Origin of the sequence: Paraclostridium sordellii, from assembly GCF_000953675.1 — a bacterium.
Lineage (GTDB): Bacteria > Bacillota > Clostridia > Peptostreptococcales > Peptostreptococcaceae > Paraclostridium > Paraclostridium sordellii.
Map to the genome: position 1 here is coordinate 94916 of NZ_LN679998.1, position 16484 is coordinate 111399.

Genomic DNA, 16484 nt, shown 5'->3' on the forward strand with positions numbered 1-16484 from the left:
ATATATTTTATAGTATATTTCTTAAAGAGCCGAATCTTAGGCTCTTTTTTATTTGAATAATATGTACTTTTTTATACAAAAATGGTATATTAGTTATTAGAATTAAGTAATTGTATACAAAATAAAGCAAATACATATTATATATAGATTGATTAATAATCAAAAAACTTGAAATGGAGTGGGTTTATGAATTTTAAGGCTATAATCCTTGCAGCAGGTAAAGGAACAAGAATGAAATCTAGCTTACCAAAAGTAGTGCATAAAGTATGTGGTAAGGAAATGGTTAACCACGTTATAAATGTATCTAAAGATTCAGGAGTAAGTGAAATAGTTGCAATTTTAGGTCATGGAAGTGAAGTTGTTAAATATGTATTACCAGAAGAAACTAAAATAGCTATGCAAACTGAACAATTAGGGACAGGTCATGCTGTTATGATGGCTGATAAATACATAACAGAAAATGACACTATTGTAGTATTATGTGGGGATACACCGTTAGTAAATTCAGATACATTAGAAAATTTATTTAAATATCACTTAGATAATGGGTATCATGCTACAGTTTTGACTACAAAAGTTGAAAATCCAACAGGATATGGAAGAATAATAAGAGATAATAATCAAGATTTACTAAAGATAGTTGAACAAAAAGATGCGAATGAAGAAGAAAAATTAGTAAATGAAATAAACTCAGGAATATATTGTTTTAATGGGAAGAGTTTAAAAGAAGCGCTTTCTAAGATAGATAATAATAATGCTCAAGGAGAATATTATTTAACAGATACAATAGAAATAATGAGAAATAATTCATTAAAAGTTGGGGCATTTAATGGTGCTACGATAGAAGAACTTATGGGTGTAAACTCAAGAGTAGAACTATCAAAAGCAGAAGAGATAATGAGAAGAAGAATAAACACTATGCATATGATAAATGGTGTTACTATAATAGATATAAACAGTACATATATAGAAGCAGATGTGAAAATAGGTAATGATACTATAGTTTACCCAGGTGCTATGATACAAGGAAATACAGTTATAGGTAAAGAATGTATTATAGGAATGAATTCATGCATATCCAATTCAATAATAGGTGATGCTACAAAAGTAGAGAGTTCAACTATAATGGATAGTAAGGTAGGAGATAATACTACAGTAGGACCTTATGCATATCTAAGACCAAAGAGTAATATAGGAAACAATGTAAAAGTAGGAGACTTCGTAGAAGTTAAAAATGCAACTATAGAAGATAATTCAAAGGCATCTCATTTAGCATACATAGGTGATGCTCATGTAGGTAAGAATGTTAACATCGGATGTGGAACAGTATTTGTGAACTATGATGGAAAAAATAAATTTAAATCAGTAGTAAAAGATGGAGCATTTATAGGATCAAACTCAAATTTAGTTGCACCAGTTACTGTAGAAGAAAATGGATACATTGCAACTGGATCAACGATAACTGATGATGTACCAGCTGGGGCTTTAGCAATAGCTAGAGAAAGACAAGTAGTAAAAGAAGGTTGGGTAGAGAAAAAGAATCTTAAAAAATAATCAATACTTAAATAGACTATAACGTAAATAGATGAAATTTCATCTATTTACGTTAAAAATATAAATATTTTCTTTAACAAATTTTTCGGGAGGTAATTATGAATACTAGCGGAAGCGAAATTAAAATACTTGCAGGAAATGCGTCGAAAGAATTAGCTCAAAAAGTAGCTGATTACATAGGTGTATCAATGGCTAAATGTGAAATTGGAACATTTAGTGATGGAGAGATATCTGTAAATATAAGTGAAACAGTAAGAGGATGCGATGTCTTCGTAATACAATCAACTAATAGCCCAGTAAATGATAACTTAATGGAATTATTAATAATGATAGATGCATTAAGAAGAGCATCTGCAGGTAGAGTAACTGCTGTTATACCTTACTATGGATATGCAAGACAAGACAGAAAGGCTAAGGCTAGAGATCCAATCACAGCTAAATTAGTTGCAAACTTAATAACTGCTGCTGGGGCAGATAGAGTTTTAACAATGGATTTACATGCTGCTCAAATACAAGGATACTTTGATATACCATTAGACCACTTACAAGGTGGAACAATATTAGCAGATTACTTTAATAGTAAGAACATAGAAGATTTAGTAGTAGTTTCACCAGATTTAGGAAGTGTTACAAGATCTAGAAAGTTTGCTAATGATTTAAATGGAGATGTTCCAATAGCAATAATAGACAAGAGAAGACCAAAAGCTAATGTATGTGAAGTTATGAACATAATAGGTGAAGTTGAAGGTAAAAATGTTATATTATTAGATGACATGATAGACACTGCTGGAACAATAGTGAATGCTGCAAATGCCCTTAAAGAATTTGGAGCAAAAGATGTTTATGCATGTTGTACTCATGGAGTTTTATCAGGTCCAGCTATAGAGAGAATAGAGAATTCAGCTATAAGCGAGTTAATAGTACTTGATACTATACAACTTCCTGAAGAAAAGAAGATAGACAAAATAAAGATAAAAACAGTTGCTCCTTTATTTGGAGATGCTATAAAGAAAATATTTGCTAATGAATCAGTAAGTGAATTATTTAATTAATATATGTGCGTAAAAAAGAGACCTTTTAAAAGGTCTCTTTTTGTTTGTATTAACAATATAAAAGTGGTAAAATTAAGTCGAAATTTAGAATAAGGAAGTGGATATATGAAAAAGGGAGATAGTGGATTTACTTTAATTGAGTTATTAGTGGTAATTGCTATTATAGGTATATTAGCAGTAGTAGCTTTACCGGCTTTATTTAAAAATATAAATAAAGCTAAAATAGCTAAAGTAGAATCAAATTATAATGCTATAAAAACTGCTGAATTAAACTATTATGCAGAGAATAACGCATTTGAATCAGATTTAAAAAAGTTAGACATAGAACATTTAGATATAAGTAAAACTCCTATAGGTGGAGACTATAAGATACGTATGAAAAATAACGAAAATAAAATAGTCACAGAATATGGACCTATAAAAGCATATAATGTTCAAAAAGATGGGAAATTGGGTAACTATGTAGATATAGATAAATACGGAGATATATATTTATCTATACAAGGGTTTGAAAACAATAAACTCCATATTAATAATGAGGAGTTTAAAAGCTTAGTTAATAAGTTTGGAAATGAAAATATTTTTATATCATCAAGGCCAAACAGTATAAGTTATCAAACATCAGAAATTCTTATAAGAATAGCCGATAATATACTTCCTAAACCCAATGATATTACTAAATAATTAGAAAATTATAATAAAAATTGAAGTTATTGAAGTGCATAGAAAAATATGTTAATATTTGACTGTTAATGTAAAATAGGGGCGATGAAGTATATTCTTTATATGGGTACTTGGAATATATGGAGCAAGTAGTGCAACCGACTATTCATAAGTTAGATAGCTTTAGCTTAAAAATTATGAAAGAGGAGGATTTTGCTATGAAGAAAAAAAGAAATCAAAAAGGGTTTACTCTAATTGAATTATTAGTAGTAATAGCGATTATAGGAATATTGGCAGTTGTTGCGGTACCAGCATTATTTAAAAATATAAATAAAGCAAAGGTAGCAGATGTAGAGTCTGATTATAATGCATTTAAAAGTGCAGCATTATCTTATTATACTGATAACAACAAAATGCCTGCTAAAAAAGATGAACTTAAATCGTTTATGGATACTGTACCACAAGATTCTGCATTTGGAGGAGCTTATGAGTTAACTAATACTAAGGATGTAGATGGAGATAAAACTAATGATGAATTAGTTTTAACAATAACTGGGGCTAAAATAACTCAAGAACAAATGAAAAAACTAGTTAAAGATATAGGGCAAGATAAAATCTATGTTGATGGAACAGCAATGACAGACTCAAATGCAAAAGCAGTAGATTCTGGAACTATTGACATAGTTTTAATAGATAATACTAACATGTAAAAATAAAAAAGCTATCTCAAAGTATGAGGTAGCTTTTAGTTTATTTCAATTAGAGCGTAAATATTCATGAATAAATTGAGTTAAAAGAAAGGTGAATTAAAATGTCGCAAAAAGTAAGAATTGGAGACAAGTTAGTTGAAAAAGGTTATATATCTAGAGAACAATTAGAAAGAGCATTAAAACTACAAAATGGTACAGGTAAAAGAATAGGGGAAATACTTATAGAACAAGGAATTATAACACCTGAATTGTTGACTAGCGTATTAACAGAGCTTCTTGATATAGAGAATATATCTTTAACTCGATCAAACATAAACCCAGATGTTATCAAATTGATTCCAGAAAATATATGCAGAAGATATAAAATTTTTCCATTTAAAATAGAAAGAAATAAATTGTTAATGGCCATGGCTGATCCTCAAGATAGACAAGCAATGCAAGATGCAAAACGTATATCTGGGTTAGATATAATTCCATACATAGCTACAATGGGGCAAGTAAATCAAGCTATAGAAATATTTTACTCAAATGCAGATTTGGATAAAGCATTAAAAGAGTATTCTGATTCTGGAGTTTTAAAGGAAGAAAGTATATTAGAAGATGATATTAATTCAGCTCCAATAGTTAGGTTGGTACATAATATATTAGAGACGGCAGTTAGAATGAAGGCAAGTGATATACATATTGAAAGAGATGGAGACTTTATGCGAATAAGGTTTAGAATAGACGGTATCTTAAGCGAATATATGAAAATAAATTCAAGACCATATAAAGCCGTAATAAGTCGTGTAAAGATTATGGCAGGACTTAATATATCAGAAAAAAGGCTCCCACAGGATGGAAGGATATTTCTAAATGTAGATAATAGATCTATTGACTATAGAGTTTCAACTATGCCCACAAGCAAAGATGAAAAAGTTGTTATGAGAGTTTTAGATAGAACTACATTTATGGTTAGTAAAGAAAAATTAGGGCTTAATAAAAAAAATATACAAGTTTATGATGAATTGTTGGAAAATCCTTATGGATTGATATTAGTTGTAGGTCCGACAGGTAGCGGGAAAACAACAACTCTTTATGCAATGTTAAATCAGCTAAACAGTATAGAAAAAAATATACTAACTATAGAAGATCCAGTTGAATATGAGCTAGATGGGATTAATCAATCACAAATAAACTATAAGGCAGGACTTGATTTTGCAAATGCCTTAAGAGCATTCTTGCGTCAAGATCCAGATATTATAATGGTAGGAGAAATAAGAGATCTAGATACAGCACAAATTGGGATAAGGGCAGCGCTTACAGGACATTTAGTTTTAAGTACACTACACTCAAACACAGCAGTAAGTGCAATATCAAGACTTTTGGATATGAAAGTTGATAGTTTTTTAATAACTTCAGCACTTACAGGTGTAGTATCTCAGAGACTGGTTAGAAAAGTTTGTGAAAATTGTAAAATTAGTTATTTAGCAGAAGAGGGAGAAAAGAAGGCACTTAACTATCCTCTAGACAAAGAACTTATTCTATATAAAGGAAGTGGATGTGATAAGTGCAATTATACTGGGTATAAAGGCAGAACCGGTGTATATGAAATACTTAAGATAACAAAATCAGTTAGAGATTTAATAAATAGAGGTGCTACAGAAGCGGATATACAAAAAAAAGCAGAAGAACTTGGTATGGAAACTATGCGAAAAGATGCAACTATAAAGGTTATAGATGGAGAAACAACTATAGAAGAAATGTTAAGGGTAACATTTATAACTGATTAAAGGATGGTTGGGATATGAATGAATATAAGTACACAGCGATAATGCTAAATGGGAAAAAAGTAACTGATAGGATTATGGCCAAGGATTATAATGATGCAAAAAAATTACTTAGAGAGAAAAAGCTAAAAATAATTGAAATAAAAGAAAAGAAAACATTTTTTCCATTAAAAAATACTAAATTAAAAAAGAAAAAATTAAGAGCTGATCAGATAAGTCACTTTTGTAGGCAGTTTGCAATAATAATTTCCTCGGGAATAAATAGTATAGTAGGACTTGAAACATTAGGCAAAAAAGCATCTAATAAGATAGTATCTAATGAAATTAATCGTATGGTAAGTGATATAAAAATGGGATCTACAATAGCAGATACCATGCTATCTAAAGAATCAAAATTTCCTAATTTGTTAGGTGCTATGATTGCCACAGGTGAAGAGACAGGTACACTAGAAGAAGTATTAAATAGTATGTCTACTTTTTATGAAAGAGAGTATAGGATAAATCAAAAAATTAAAAATGCTTCTATGTACCCAGCTATAGTTGCTATTACGTCATTTATAATGTTATTTGTTTTTACAAGTTTTATATTGCCTCAAATGATGGAAACTGTAACTGAAACAGGAGCAAAATTACCACTTATGACAAAAATGATTATGCACTTAGGTAACTTTATGAAAAGCTATTGGTATTTAATATTAATTTTAGGTGCGTTTTTAGTTTATGAGATAAAAAAATATATAAAAACTCCTATAGGTAGAACTCACAAAGATAGAATTGTAAATAGAGTACCTCTCTTAGGTAAAGGCGTAAATAGTATAGTTTCTATGAGATTTTCAAGAGCTCTATATTTATTTGTTTCAAGTGGGTATCCAATTCTTCAAGGTTTAGATCATATAAAAAGTAGTTTGGATAATGCTATTGCAGAAAAGTCTATAGAAAAAGCTAAAGAAGGTATTGTAAGAGGAGAGACTTTAGCAGAAAACCTAGAGAAATCAAAATATTTTGATCCGGTGCTTACACAAATGATAGCAATAGGAGAGCAAACAGGGGAATTAGAAAAGATAAGCAAACAAATGGCTGAGTTTTATGAATCTGAAGCTGAAATATACTTAAATAGAATGGTTGCTATGATAGAGCCTTTGATGATAATCATAGTTGGAATAATGGTAGGTATTTTAGTAATAGCAGTATTTTTACCTATGTTAAGTATATATGATGCTATATAGGAGGACAAATTAATGACAACAAAATTGTATATCTCATATTATGGAGATTATGTTTCGATAGTAGAAGGGTCATATAATAAAAAAAGGGAAAAGTTTAATATAAAAAACAAATTCTTTTTGTCAGAGTCGGATATAAATTTAGATTATGATGCAGATAAATATGAGCTTCTTAGACAGGCGTTAATGAGATCTAATTTTAAAAGTAAAAATGTGATTTTATGCTTAAATACTAGAGAAGTTATACTAAAATCAAATAAAATTCCTAAAATTGATAAAAAAGATTTAGAAGGTCTTATGAACATAGAAATTGATGAAATGATATCTTTAGATAGAGATAGCCATGTATTTTCGTATGAAGTTACAGCGGAAGATGAAGTAGAAGGAACTAAATATTTAGAACTGATACTAGCTGCTATACCTAATAATGAAGTAAATAAAATAATAGAAGTTTTAGGTGAGTTTAAGTTGAATGTTGAAATAATAGATACATTAGCTACATCATATTTAAGGATTTTAAAAATTATAGAATATAAGGATATAATGATTGCTAATATTGGAGATTATGGAACGGTAATTGATATATATAAAGACGATAAGTTATTTATGCATGATAATATACCAATAAAAATAACGGATGAAAATTCAGTCTATCAAAGCAGTAGTATAGCAAGTGAAGTAAATGGACTTATGAACTATTATTCATCTAGGAACTTTGGGAAATCAGTTGATAGGATAGTAACTGTTGGTAAGTATGCATATAATAAAGATTTAGTAAATGCTTTTAAAATGGTATTTTCAAGTGAATTAGTAACAGGATTGGAAAATCTTTTTGATATAGATGAAAGTTTGAAAGGCAATATAGATGAAAGTGAAATAAGTTTAATTGTTGATGCACTGGGATGCATGCTTAATGGGGAAAGCAAAAAGGTATGTCATTACATGAATTTGTTACCAAAGAATTTAAAACTAAAACAACGAAGAAAAGAAATCAGAAGAAAAGTTTATATTGCATCTCCGATAATTTTAATACTAATGGCGATTCCATATATAGCAATGGATTATGTAATTAAAAATGAAAAAAATCAGTTAGACAATCTTAATTTTAAAATAACTCAGACTGAGTTAAAAGAAAAGCAAATTGATAAAATAAAAAAAGATATAGATGATAAGAAAAATGAGTTAAAGATATATGACATGATATTATCTAAAGAAGTTACATGGTCACCAATATTAAATTCAATAGATGAAAGTATTCCTACTTCAGTTGATATAACTAAGTTAGATGTTCGCTATGATGAAAATCTTGTAAAACATAATGATAACGGAAAAGATCAAGAAAAAACACCTTTATATGAACAAATTCCAAATTTGATAACTATAGAAGGAAATGCAAGTTCCACAAGAAACGTAGGACAGTTTTTATACGAATTAAACAATTCAATTTATTTTAAAAAAGCAAAGCTTGAAAATTTAAAAAAAGATGAGAATAAAGGAATGTACTCATATATTATAAAAGCTTACTTGAAAGAAGGAGTTGTTCTTAATGGATAAGAAAAATATACTTCACATGGATATAAAGGATTTATTTAAAATTGATTTAAAAATTAATTATAAGAATATAATTATTCTAGTTTGTATTTTTTTAGGGGTTATAGCTTATACATACTTTATAGTTTATCCAAAGTACATTGAATTTTCTAATGTAAACAGAAAGTTAAGTATGGTGAATTCTCAGTTGAAAGATGACGAAAATAAACTTGATACAAGACAGCAGTTGAATGAAGAATTACAAAACTTAGCCAGACAAGCAAATGAAAAAAGTAAAAGACTGTCTTATGATATGCAAGATGGAATGTTTTTAGTTGGATTATCTAATATGATGAGTAAAAATGGTATAGAGTTATTAAATTATAGTATTGACCCTTCTGTAAAATATGAAAATTTCTATGCAATTCCAACTACTTTACAGGTTAGGGGCAATTACAGATACATAAGAGAAATAATGTATTACTTAGAGGAACAACAAAATGTAACTCAGATTCAAAATTTTAATATGGAAGCATATAAAAAACCTGAATTAAGTAATACTTCAATAGAACAAGGAACAACTCAACCTATCGATGAAAAGAAAGAAAATAAACAAAATGGAGATGTTACAGCTACATTTAAATTTATAATGTATATGTCTCAAGATCCAAGTTTAAAGCTAGAAATAGAAAATCCAAATAATTGGAATCCAGGTAAGTTTAATCCTTTTGTTAGTTCAACAAATTAGAGGTGATTTTATGAAACTAAAAAACAAAGGATTTACGCTTATCGAAGTATTAATTGCATTATTCATAGTATCTTTAGTTAGTATGTCATTTTTCATGATAGTTAATATAACTAATAGAAGTAACGCTAAGAATGAAAAGGATATACAAGCCATGGATATAGCACAAAATGAAATTGAACATATAACTAAAGATATAAAAGATAATAAAAATACTATAGATTTAGATCTAAATGGAGATGGAAATATAGTATCTACAAATAGTTTAAAAACTAATGAAAAAATAAATAAGAATAAGGTAAAAGAAGTAAAGGAATACATCTCACCTGAATATATGGTTAGGTACGAGGGAAGAGAAAATACAAATTTTCAAATTCAAGTAAAAATAACAACTAAAGAAATAAATCAGCAAGTAAAGCATTTTTACATATATTATTTAAATATAGCTGTAAAACCTATATCTGACTTAACAAAAAGAACAGTAAATATAAGTACAAAAGTACTTGATAATGGGGGAATTTAAAATATGAAAGCTAAATATAAACTAAAAGATGACAAAGGTTCTGCTATGATACTAGCTATCATTGTTATAGTTTTAGCTAGTATTATTATTTTAATGCTTTCTAAACAGATTGTAAGTCAGATTAAAACTAGTAAAAACACTCAAAATTCTATACAGGCTGATTATAATGTCCAAGGAAATATTGAACAAGCAATTGGAAGTTTTATAGAGAGAGTAAGCATTAGTGAAAATGGAAAAGAAAATCAGTTAAGTTCTGATAGTAAACTGAAATATGAAGCTAGTCAAAGTATAGTTTATCGTATTACAAGAGATGTTAAGGCAAATTTATTAGAAGCTTTACTTATAAATAAGCAAGTGAAAATGCCTGATAAAGATGGTAATAATATAAATTCAGAAGGAAATCTTATTTCAGACACAGGTCTATATCCACAAATAGGTATAAAATTAAAAAGTATTTATTTTGATAAAGCATATATTTTAAATGGTAATAAAAAATCACCAATAGATTACGTGATAAATTCAGGAGAATACATAGATAAGTTCAATAATGAAAATAGAAAAAATGCTTTAGAAGCACTTAATTTCATAGAAAATACTCTAAATGAAATTTTAGAAATGGATGAATTAAAAGATGTTAATTTAACAAGGGATAAAAAAAATATAAAATCATCTATAAGTAAATCTAAGGATTACATACAGTATTTAATAAATCAAATAAACAGTAATTTTGCATACTTTAATTATAATAATACCTTAAATCAAGTATACATAGAGGAAGTTTCTATTGATGATGTTAATCAACTACAATCAGAGTTAAAAATAAGTATAGATTATCTACAAAAAATTAAAAAATCTGTATCTAATTTAGAAAAATTAAAGATGGATAGTGAAAAAGATAAGACTAGTATGCAGTTTATAGATGACATGATATATATAATGAAAGATACTGAAAGTGATAATTATATTGAAAAGTTAAGATTTGATATAGATGAACTTAAAAACTGTAACACTTATGACCAAAAGGTTAATCAAATTATAAAAATATCTAATAGATTAGACAACTTATATAGGTCGATTGGAAAGTACAATTATGAAAAAGAAATAATGAAAATACATAAAGATGGATTGCCAAATGAAAATGCAGGAAAAGAATATGAAATAAACTCATCGAATGTAGATAAAGAATCCTCTATAATGGTTTACGCTCAGTTTATAAGACGATATATTAAATCTTCACAAGTACAATTAAAATATATTAAATATAAAATCAATAAGGCTTTTATAAATGAATATATTCTAAATGATCAAATACAAGATAATGTAAACGAAGTATTTAATAGTACAGAAGAAATTAAAACTTACGAGAAAACAACAGAAAAAATAAATTCTTTATGTAATAAAATTTTAAACAAAAGAAATGGTTTAGAAGAAGAACTAAAGATTGTAAAATCTTTTGGGGCTAAAAGTGATAGTTATTGGTGGGAAAAACTTTGGGAGTATTTTTTTGGAGATGAGAAAAGCCAAAATGATATTTATATAAAATATGATGTAAATATAGGAAATATTGTTAAGGACTTGGATTCAATAAATGAGAGCTTAGAAAACCTAGATATAAATTTAAAAGAATTAAAATCTGTAAATAAGTCAAGCTATGAGAAACTTCAAATAGATAATATGATAAAAAAAATTAACGATTCTATAAACACAATAGTAAAAACAAGATATTTATTCAATAGTATTTGGAGTGAAGGAGATCATTATAATAATTTAAATAAAAAAAATAATAATTTAAAATTAAGATTTCCATCTGATTTTACAATATTACAAAGGGAACCTAAAGGTAGCACTAGAATTAATTTGGATAAGTTATTTGTAAACGGAGTGGATTATTCTTTAAGAGTTAAGAAAGAAGAAATCTATAATACGATTGAAACTCAGTCAGATAATAATATTGATATAGATATAATTATTAAATCTAAAGAAGAAAATTTGAAAAGTCCAATTAAAGCTAAAGTTAGAATATCAATAACTAATTTAAAAAATAGTTTAGATTATGATATAACTTATAAAATTTTAAATTGGAGGGATGATTCTTTAGATATTTAATTGTGTTAAGGAGACGTTTAAGATGAAGAAGGGGAGCAGAGGATTTACTTTGATAGAAGTAATTATAGCATTAGCTATAATTAGTATTGTTAGTTTTATAGGATATCAAGTAATAAACAAAACTAACGCATTAAGTAAAGATCAGTTATTAACTTCTGATATGCAAAATGGAGTTAATAATTTAAAAAGATATATGACAAAAGAACTGAGTTCAGCAAAAGAAGTTGATTTGTTTTATAGTAACAAAAACGTAGGGAGTATAAAGGATATAAAAAGTAGAAAGGATGACTATGATTATATAAAGAAAAGCATAAATGAAATTACCTCTAATAAAAAGATTACATATTCATATATTATTAAATTTGATAATTTAGATTTTGTAAATTACAGTATATCAATTTACAAAAAAAATAATAAATTATTATATTCACTAGATAGAATTGATAAAAAGGTAAAGTTAAATTTTTTACATAATCAAATATTAGATAAAGATTTAATTCCCTTAAAAATTGAAATTAAAGATAAAAGTATATATGATGTAGAGTTGAATTATATAAAAAGAGGAACTCGAATTTATAGCTTTGATGTTTATAATAGAATTTCAAATTCTCAAAATGAAGATGAAAATAATGGTTTAAAAGATAATGAAGAAGTTTTTGGAGAAAATTATTTATTTTACTGTACTAATCAAATAAGTAAATATTTTAAAAATGCCAAAAATGAGCTAAGTACTGAACTTAAAATTAAATTAGAAAAAGATATAAAAGGAGATATAGATGAATTATTTCAAATAACAAAGAAGAATCCTCCAAAAAACATGAAAAAAGTTAGGTCAATTTTAGACTCAATTGAGAATAATATAAAACTTTTTAAAAGGTATTCAAATAACCAATTAGACCTAGCTTTTAATGACTTAAACAGGTTAGAGAAATATGTATATGTCGCACAGATAACAACTGAATATATGGGAAAAGAAAAGTATGATTTAAATCATAATAATATATTAAATATTCATGACTATACTCAATATAAGATAGTAGGTGAAATTTCCAAAGCTAGAGATGATATTTTTATGTTAGTAAATGAAGGGTATAAACTTTATGACGTATGGAACGTATTACATACCCAGATTTTGGCTGGAGAGATGTTGAACATTCAAAATAATATTAATTGGAATATTGTAGATAGATTTAACGAGGACAAAGATATAAGCGATGATTCTAAAAAAGTTTCTATGGATATAAATAACTTAATTGATAAAATAATAGATCAACAAGTCAAAATAAAAGAGGCTTTAAAAAACAAGCAATATAGAAATATATATGAAGAAGATGCAATAACACATCTAGATAAAGCAAATAGATTTTTAATAGAAGTAAAATATATGTTATCACAAACAAATTATCATAAGAAATAGCTAGAAAAGGAGAATACTTATGAAAATTTTTAGTATGTTAAAAATAGCAGTTGAATTAGGGGCATCAGACATACATATAACAACAGATTGCGAACCTATAGCAAGGACAAAGGGAAAGTTTGTTAAACTATCAGATAAGTTACTAACGAAAGAAGATACAGAAGAAATGGCTAAAGAATTAGCTGGACCTAAGAACTTTGAAAGGCTAAAAAAACATGGTGAATGTGATTTCTCTGTTGCGATTGAAAATGGAGAAAGATTTAGGGTTAATGTATATAAACAAAGAGGAAATTATGCAATAGCAATTAGGACTATAACATCTCAGATACCATCATTTAACTCATTAGGATTGCCTGAATCTATAGTTAAGTTTACGGAAAAGGAAAAAGGATTAATTCTTGTAACAGGGCCAACTGGAAGTGGGAAAAGTACAACCTTGGCAAGTTTATTAGATATAATAAATGAAAAACAACAAAAACATATTATAACTCTAGAAGACCCTATAGAATATGTTCATCATCATAAGCAAAGTATAGTTTCTCAAAGAGAGATAGGAAATGACACAGAAAGCTTTAATACTGCTTTAAGAGCTGTTTTAAGACAAGATCCAGATGTAATACTTATAGGAGAAATGAGAGATCCAGAAACTGTCTCAATTGCTTTGACAGCTGCTGAAACAGGACATTTAGTTTTTTCTACTCTACATACTATAGGGGCTGCAAAAACTATAGATAGGATAGTTGACATGTTTACATCTGAACAACAGCAACAAGTAAGAACTCAATTATCAACAGTATGTGAGGGAGTAATATCTCAACAGTTAGTACCAACTATAGATGGAAGAAATAGAGTTGTCGCAGTAGAAGTTATGATAACTACACCTGCTATAAGGAATTTAATTAGAGAATCTAAAACATATCAAATACCTAATATGATTCAGACCGGAACTAAGATTGGTATGCAATCTATGGATCATGAGCTTGTGAGTTTATATAGACAAGGAAAAATTTCTAGAGATAGTGTACTAAGTAGATGTACTGACTTTGATTTTACTAGTAGATTAATGGGTGGAGAATTTTAATGAGCCTATATTTTATGATTATTAGTTTTGTATTAGGATCTGTTTTTGGAAGTTTTTATAATGTCTGCATTTATAGAATTCCTGAAAATTTATCTGTATGTAACCCTCCTTCACATTGTTACAACTGCAATACTAGATTAAAGCCTATAGATTTAGTTCCAATTTTAAGTTGGTTATTTATAGGAGGTAAATGTAGATATTGTAAAAATTCAATTTCACCAAGATATGCTTTAATTGAATTTTTGACAGGTATTTTATTTACTTTAGTATATTTAAAATTTGGATATAGAGTTATAACCGTATACTATATGATTTTTATATCTCTACTTATAATAATAACTTTTATAGATATAGATCATTACATAATACCAGATAAATTGATTTTAATAGGAGTTATAGTATCTTTAGTAGCTAATGGATTAGGTTTTGGTATAGATTTTTTTGATGGATTAAGAGGAGCTTTATTTACAGGTGGAAGCATGTTTATAGTTATTTGGATAATAGAATTTTTTATAAAAAGAGAAGTTATGGGTGGAGGAGATATAAAGCTTTATACTATGGTAGGATTATTTTTAGGAAGTAAACTTTCTTTACTAACAATTTTATTTAGTATATATATAGGCGCTTTTTATGGTATATTTATTATTTTGTATAATAAGATAAGAAATAAAAATTATAATTCCATGATACCATTTGGGCCATTTATATCTATAGCATCTATAGTTTCACTTTTTTATGGAAATCAAATTATAAAATTTTATATAAATATATTTTTATAAATAATAACCTATGAATTTATCTCATAGGTTATTATTTGTTAATAATTAATAAGACTATAATCTTGGTTAATTGTTAATAATTAAAATAACCTACTATTAGTATTTAATTATGATAAAGATATTATTATTAAGTTTATTAATGATCAAGATAGTTCAGTTTTCAATAGAAGAAATTTTTAAAATAGAAGTTTATAAGAAAATTATTTATTTTATATTGCCGATAGTTATACTTTTGTTTTACGTGAAACTTGGATTTAATGAAGATTTTTTAAGGTATTCACTTTTAGCATGCTTTTTGTTAGTGATATCTATAATAGACTATTATACAATGTATATATACGATATAACTATAATTAGTGGTATAATAATTCAAGGCTTTATATTATTAATTACAAAAGATATTATAATGAATCATATATTAGGTCTAATATTTGGATTTATTATTCCATATATATTGGTTAAACTAACAAAAGGTATAGGCTCAGGTGATATAGGAGTCTATGCTTTGTGCTGTTTTTGTGTAGGTATAAATAGGTGCTTATTTTTAATTCCTATGTCTTTCATTTTTGGGAGCATATATGGAATTTATTTATTGGTTATAAAAAAGAAATCAAGGAAATCATATATTCCATTTGCGCCATGCATATTTTTAGCTACAGTGTTTTTAATTGTTAGTAAGCCTAATTTACTGATAAATATTTAGTGAATTTTATATGAAAATTAAATTTTAAGATTTATTACAAAAGGAGGAATGAGAATGTACGTAATAGTAGGGTTAGGAAATCCGGGCAAACAATACGAACATACAAGACATAACGTTGGATTTGATGTTATAGATATTTTAGCAAAGGAATATGGTATAAGTGTAACGAAAATAAAACATAAGGCTCTTATAGGAGAAGGAAGGGTAGGAAGTGAAAAAGTTATATTAGTAAAACCTCAAACATATATGAATCTAAGTGGAGAAACATTAATAGACATATATAATTACTACAAAGTTGATTCAAATAATATTGTAGTAATATACGATGATATAGATTTAGAAGTAGGAAAAATAAGAATAAGAAAAAAAGGTAGTGGGGGAACTCACAATGGAATGAGATCTATTCTAAAATGTTTAGGAACTAATGAATTTCCAAGAGTTAGGATAGGAGTTTCAAAGCCAAGACAAGGACAAGATTTGGCTGATTTCGTTTTATCAAGATTTAGGAAAGAAGAAGCTGATGATATACAAGATGGATTAGAAAAAGCAGCTAAAGCTGTTGATTGCATGATAAGAGAAAATTTAGACCTAGCAATGAATAAATATAATGGTTAGTTTATAGGGGGGAT

General features: G+C 27.2%; 15 protein-coding genes and 1 riboswitch. All 15 genes read left to right on the top strand.

Translation table 11 applies throughout. The annotated features are described in order from the left end of the window. Positions 1–186: 186 nt before the first annotated feature. The 15 genes from glmU (at position 187) to pth (ending at position 16470) form a co-directional block, all read left to right on the top strand. Entirely contained in the window at positions 187–1554 is a 1368-nt protein-coding gene (gene glmU, locus ATCC9714_RS00540; RefSeq protein ID WP_057545869.1) for a bifunctional UDP-N-acetylglucosamine diphosphorylase/glucosamine-1-phosphate N-acetyltransferase GlmU, read from the top strand. Between the two features lie 98 nt (positions 1555–1652). Next, positions 1653–2606, top strand: a complete 954-nt coding sequence (locus tag ATCC9714_RS00545) for a ribose-phosphate diphosphokinase (protein ID WP_021130305.1) — start codon at positions 1653–1655, stop codon at positions 2604–2606. Between the two features lie 105 nt (positions 2607–2711). Continuing rightward, on the top strand, positions 2712–3290 hold the full coding sequence (locus ATCC9714_RS17660) for a type IV pilin protein (protein WP_021126857.1): 579 nt from the start codon (positions 2712–2714) through the stop codon (positions 3288–3290). A gap of 68 nt (positions 3291–3358) precedes the next feature. Continuing rightward, positions 3359–3442, top strand: a riboswitch (cyclic di-GMP riboswitch). Positions 3443–3487: 45 nt separating this feature from the next. After that, positions 3488–3979, top strand: coding sequence for a type II secretion system protein (locus tag ATCC9714_RS00555; protein ID WP_054629924.1), 492 nt, complete (start codon positions 3488–3490; stop codon positions 3977–3979). 101 nt (positions 3980–4080) lie between these two features. Then, on the top strand, positions 4081–5751 hold the full coding sequence (locus ATCC9714_RS00560; RefSeq protein ID WP_057545868.1) for a GspE/PulE family protein: 1671 nt from the start codon (positions 4081–4083) through the stop codon (positions 5749–5751). A gap of 14 nt (positions 5752–5765) precedes the next feature. Beyond that, entirely contained in the window at positions 5766–6974 is a 1209-nt protein-coding gene (locus tag ATCC9714_RS00565; protein WP_057545867.1) for a type II secretion system F family protein, read from the top strand. A 12-nt stretch (positions 6975–6986) separates the two neighbouring features. Further along, complete coding sequence (locus ATCC9714_RS00570; protein ID WP_057545866.1) at positions 6987–8525, top strand: PilN domain-containing protein; 1539 nt, start codon at positions 6987–6989, stop codon at positions 8523–8525. After that, the gene (pilO, locus tag ATCC9714_RS00575) at positions 8518–9249 is read left to right on the top strand and encodes a type 4a pilus biogenesis protein PilO (RefSeq protein WP_057545865.1); all 732 of its coding nucleotides are present in this window, start codon (positions 8518–8520) and stop codon (positions 9247–9249) included. The genes ATCC9714_RS00570 and pilO overlap by 8 nt, the downstream gene beginning before the upstream one ends. A 10-nt stretch (positions 9250–9259) precedes the next feature. Next, positions 9260–9769: a type IV pilus modification PilV family protein gene (locus ATCC9714_RS00580; RefSeq protein ID WP_057545864.1), complete on the top strand. Its 510-nt coding sequence runs from the start codon at positions 9260–9262 to the stop codon at positions 9767–9769. A gap of 3 nt (positions 9770–9772) precedes the next feature. Then, the gene (locus ATCC9714_RS00585) at positions 9773–11875 is read left to right on the top strand and encodes a hypothetical protein (RefSeq protein WP_057545863.1); all 2103 of its coding nucleotides are present in this window, start codon (positions 9773–9775) and stop codon (positions 11873–11875) included. Between the two features lie 22 nt (positions 11876–11897). Continuing rightward, positions 11898–13292 (top strand): type II secretion system protein, encoded by a 1395-nt coding sequence (locus ATCC9714_RS00590; protein ID WP_057545862.1) that lies wholly within the window; start codon positions 11898–11900, stop codon positions 13290–13292. Positions 13293–13311: 19 nt separating this feature from the next. Continuing rightward, positions 13312–14373, top strand: coding sequence for a type IV pilus twitching motility protein PilT (locus tag ATCC9714_RS00595; protein ID WP_057545861.1), 1062 nt, complete (start codon positions 13312–13314; stop codon positions 14371–14373). Then, entirely contained in the window at positions 14373–15152 is a 780-nt protein-coding gene (locus ATCC9714_RS00600) for a prepilin peptidase (protein WP_057545860.1), read from the top strand. Before ATCC9714_RS00595 ends, ATCC9714_RS00600 begins: the two co-directional genes overlap by 1 nt. A gap of 328 nt (positions 15153–15480) precedes the next feature. Beyond that, entirely contained in the window at positions 15481–15855 is a 375-nt protein-coding gene (locus ATCC9714_RS17890) for an A24 family peptidase (RefSeq protein WP_409339671.1), read from the top strand. Between the two features lie 54 nt (positions 15856–15909). Continuing rightward, on the top strand, positions 15910–16470 hold the full coding sequence (gene pth / locus ATCC9714_RS00610; protein ID WP_021126830.1) for an aminoacyl-tRNA hydrolase: 561 nt from the start codon (positions 15910–15912) through the stop codon (positions 16468–16470). Positions 16471–16484 lie beyond the last annotated feature (14 nt).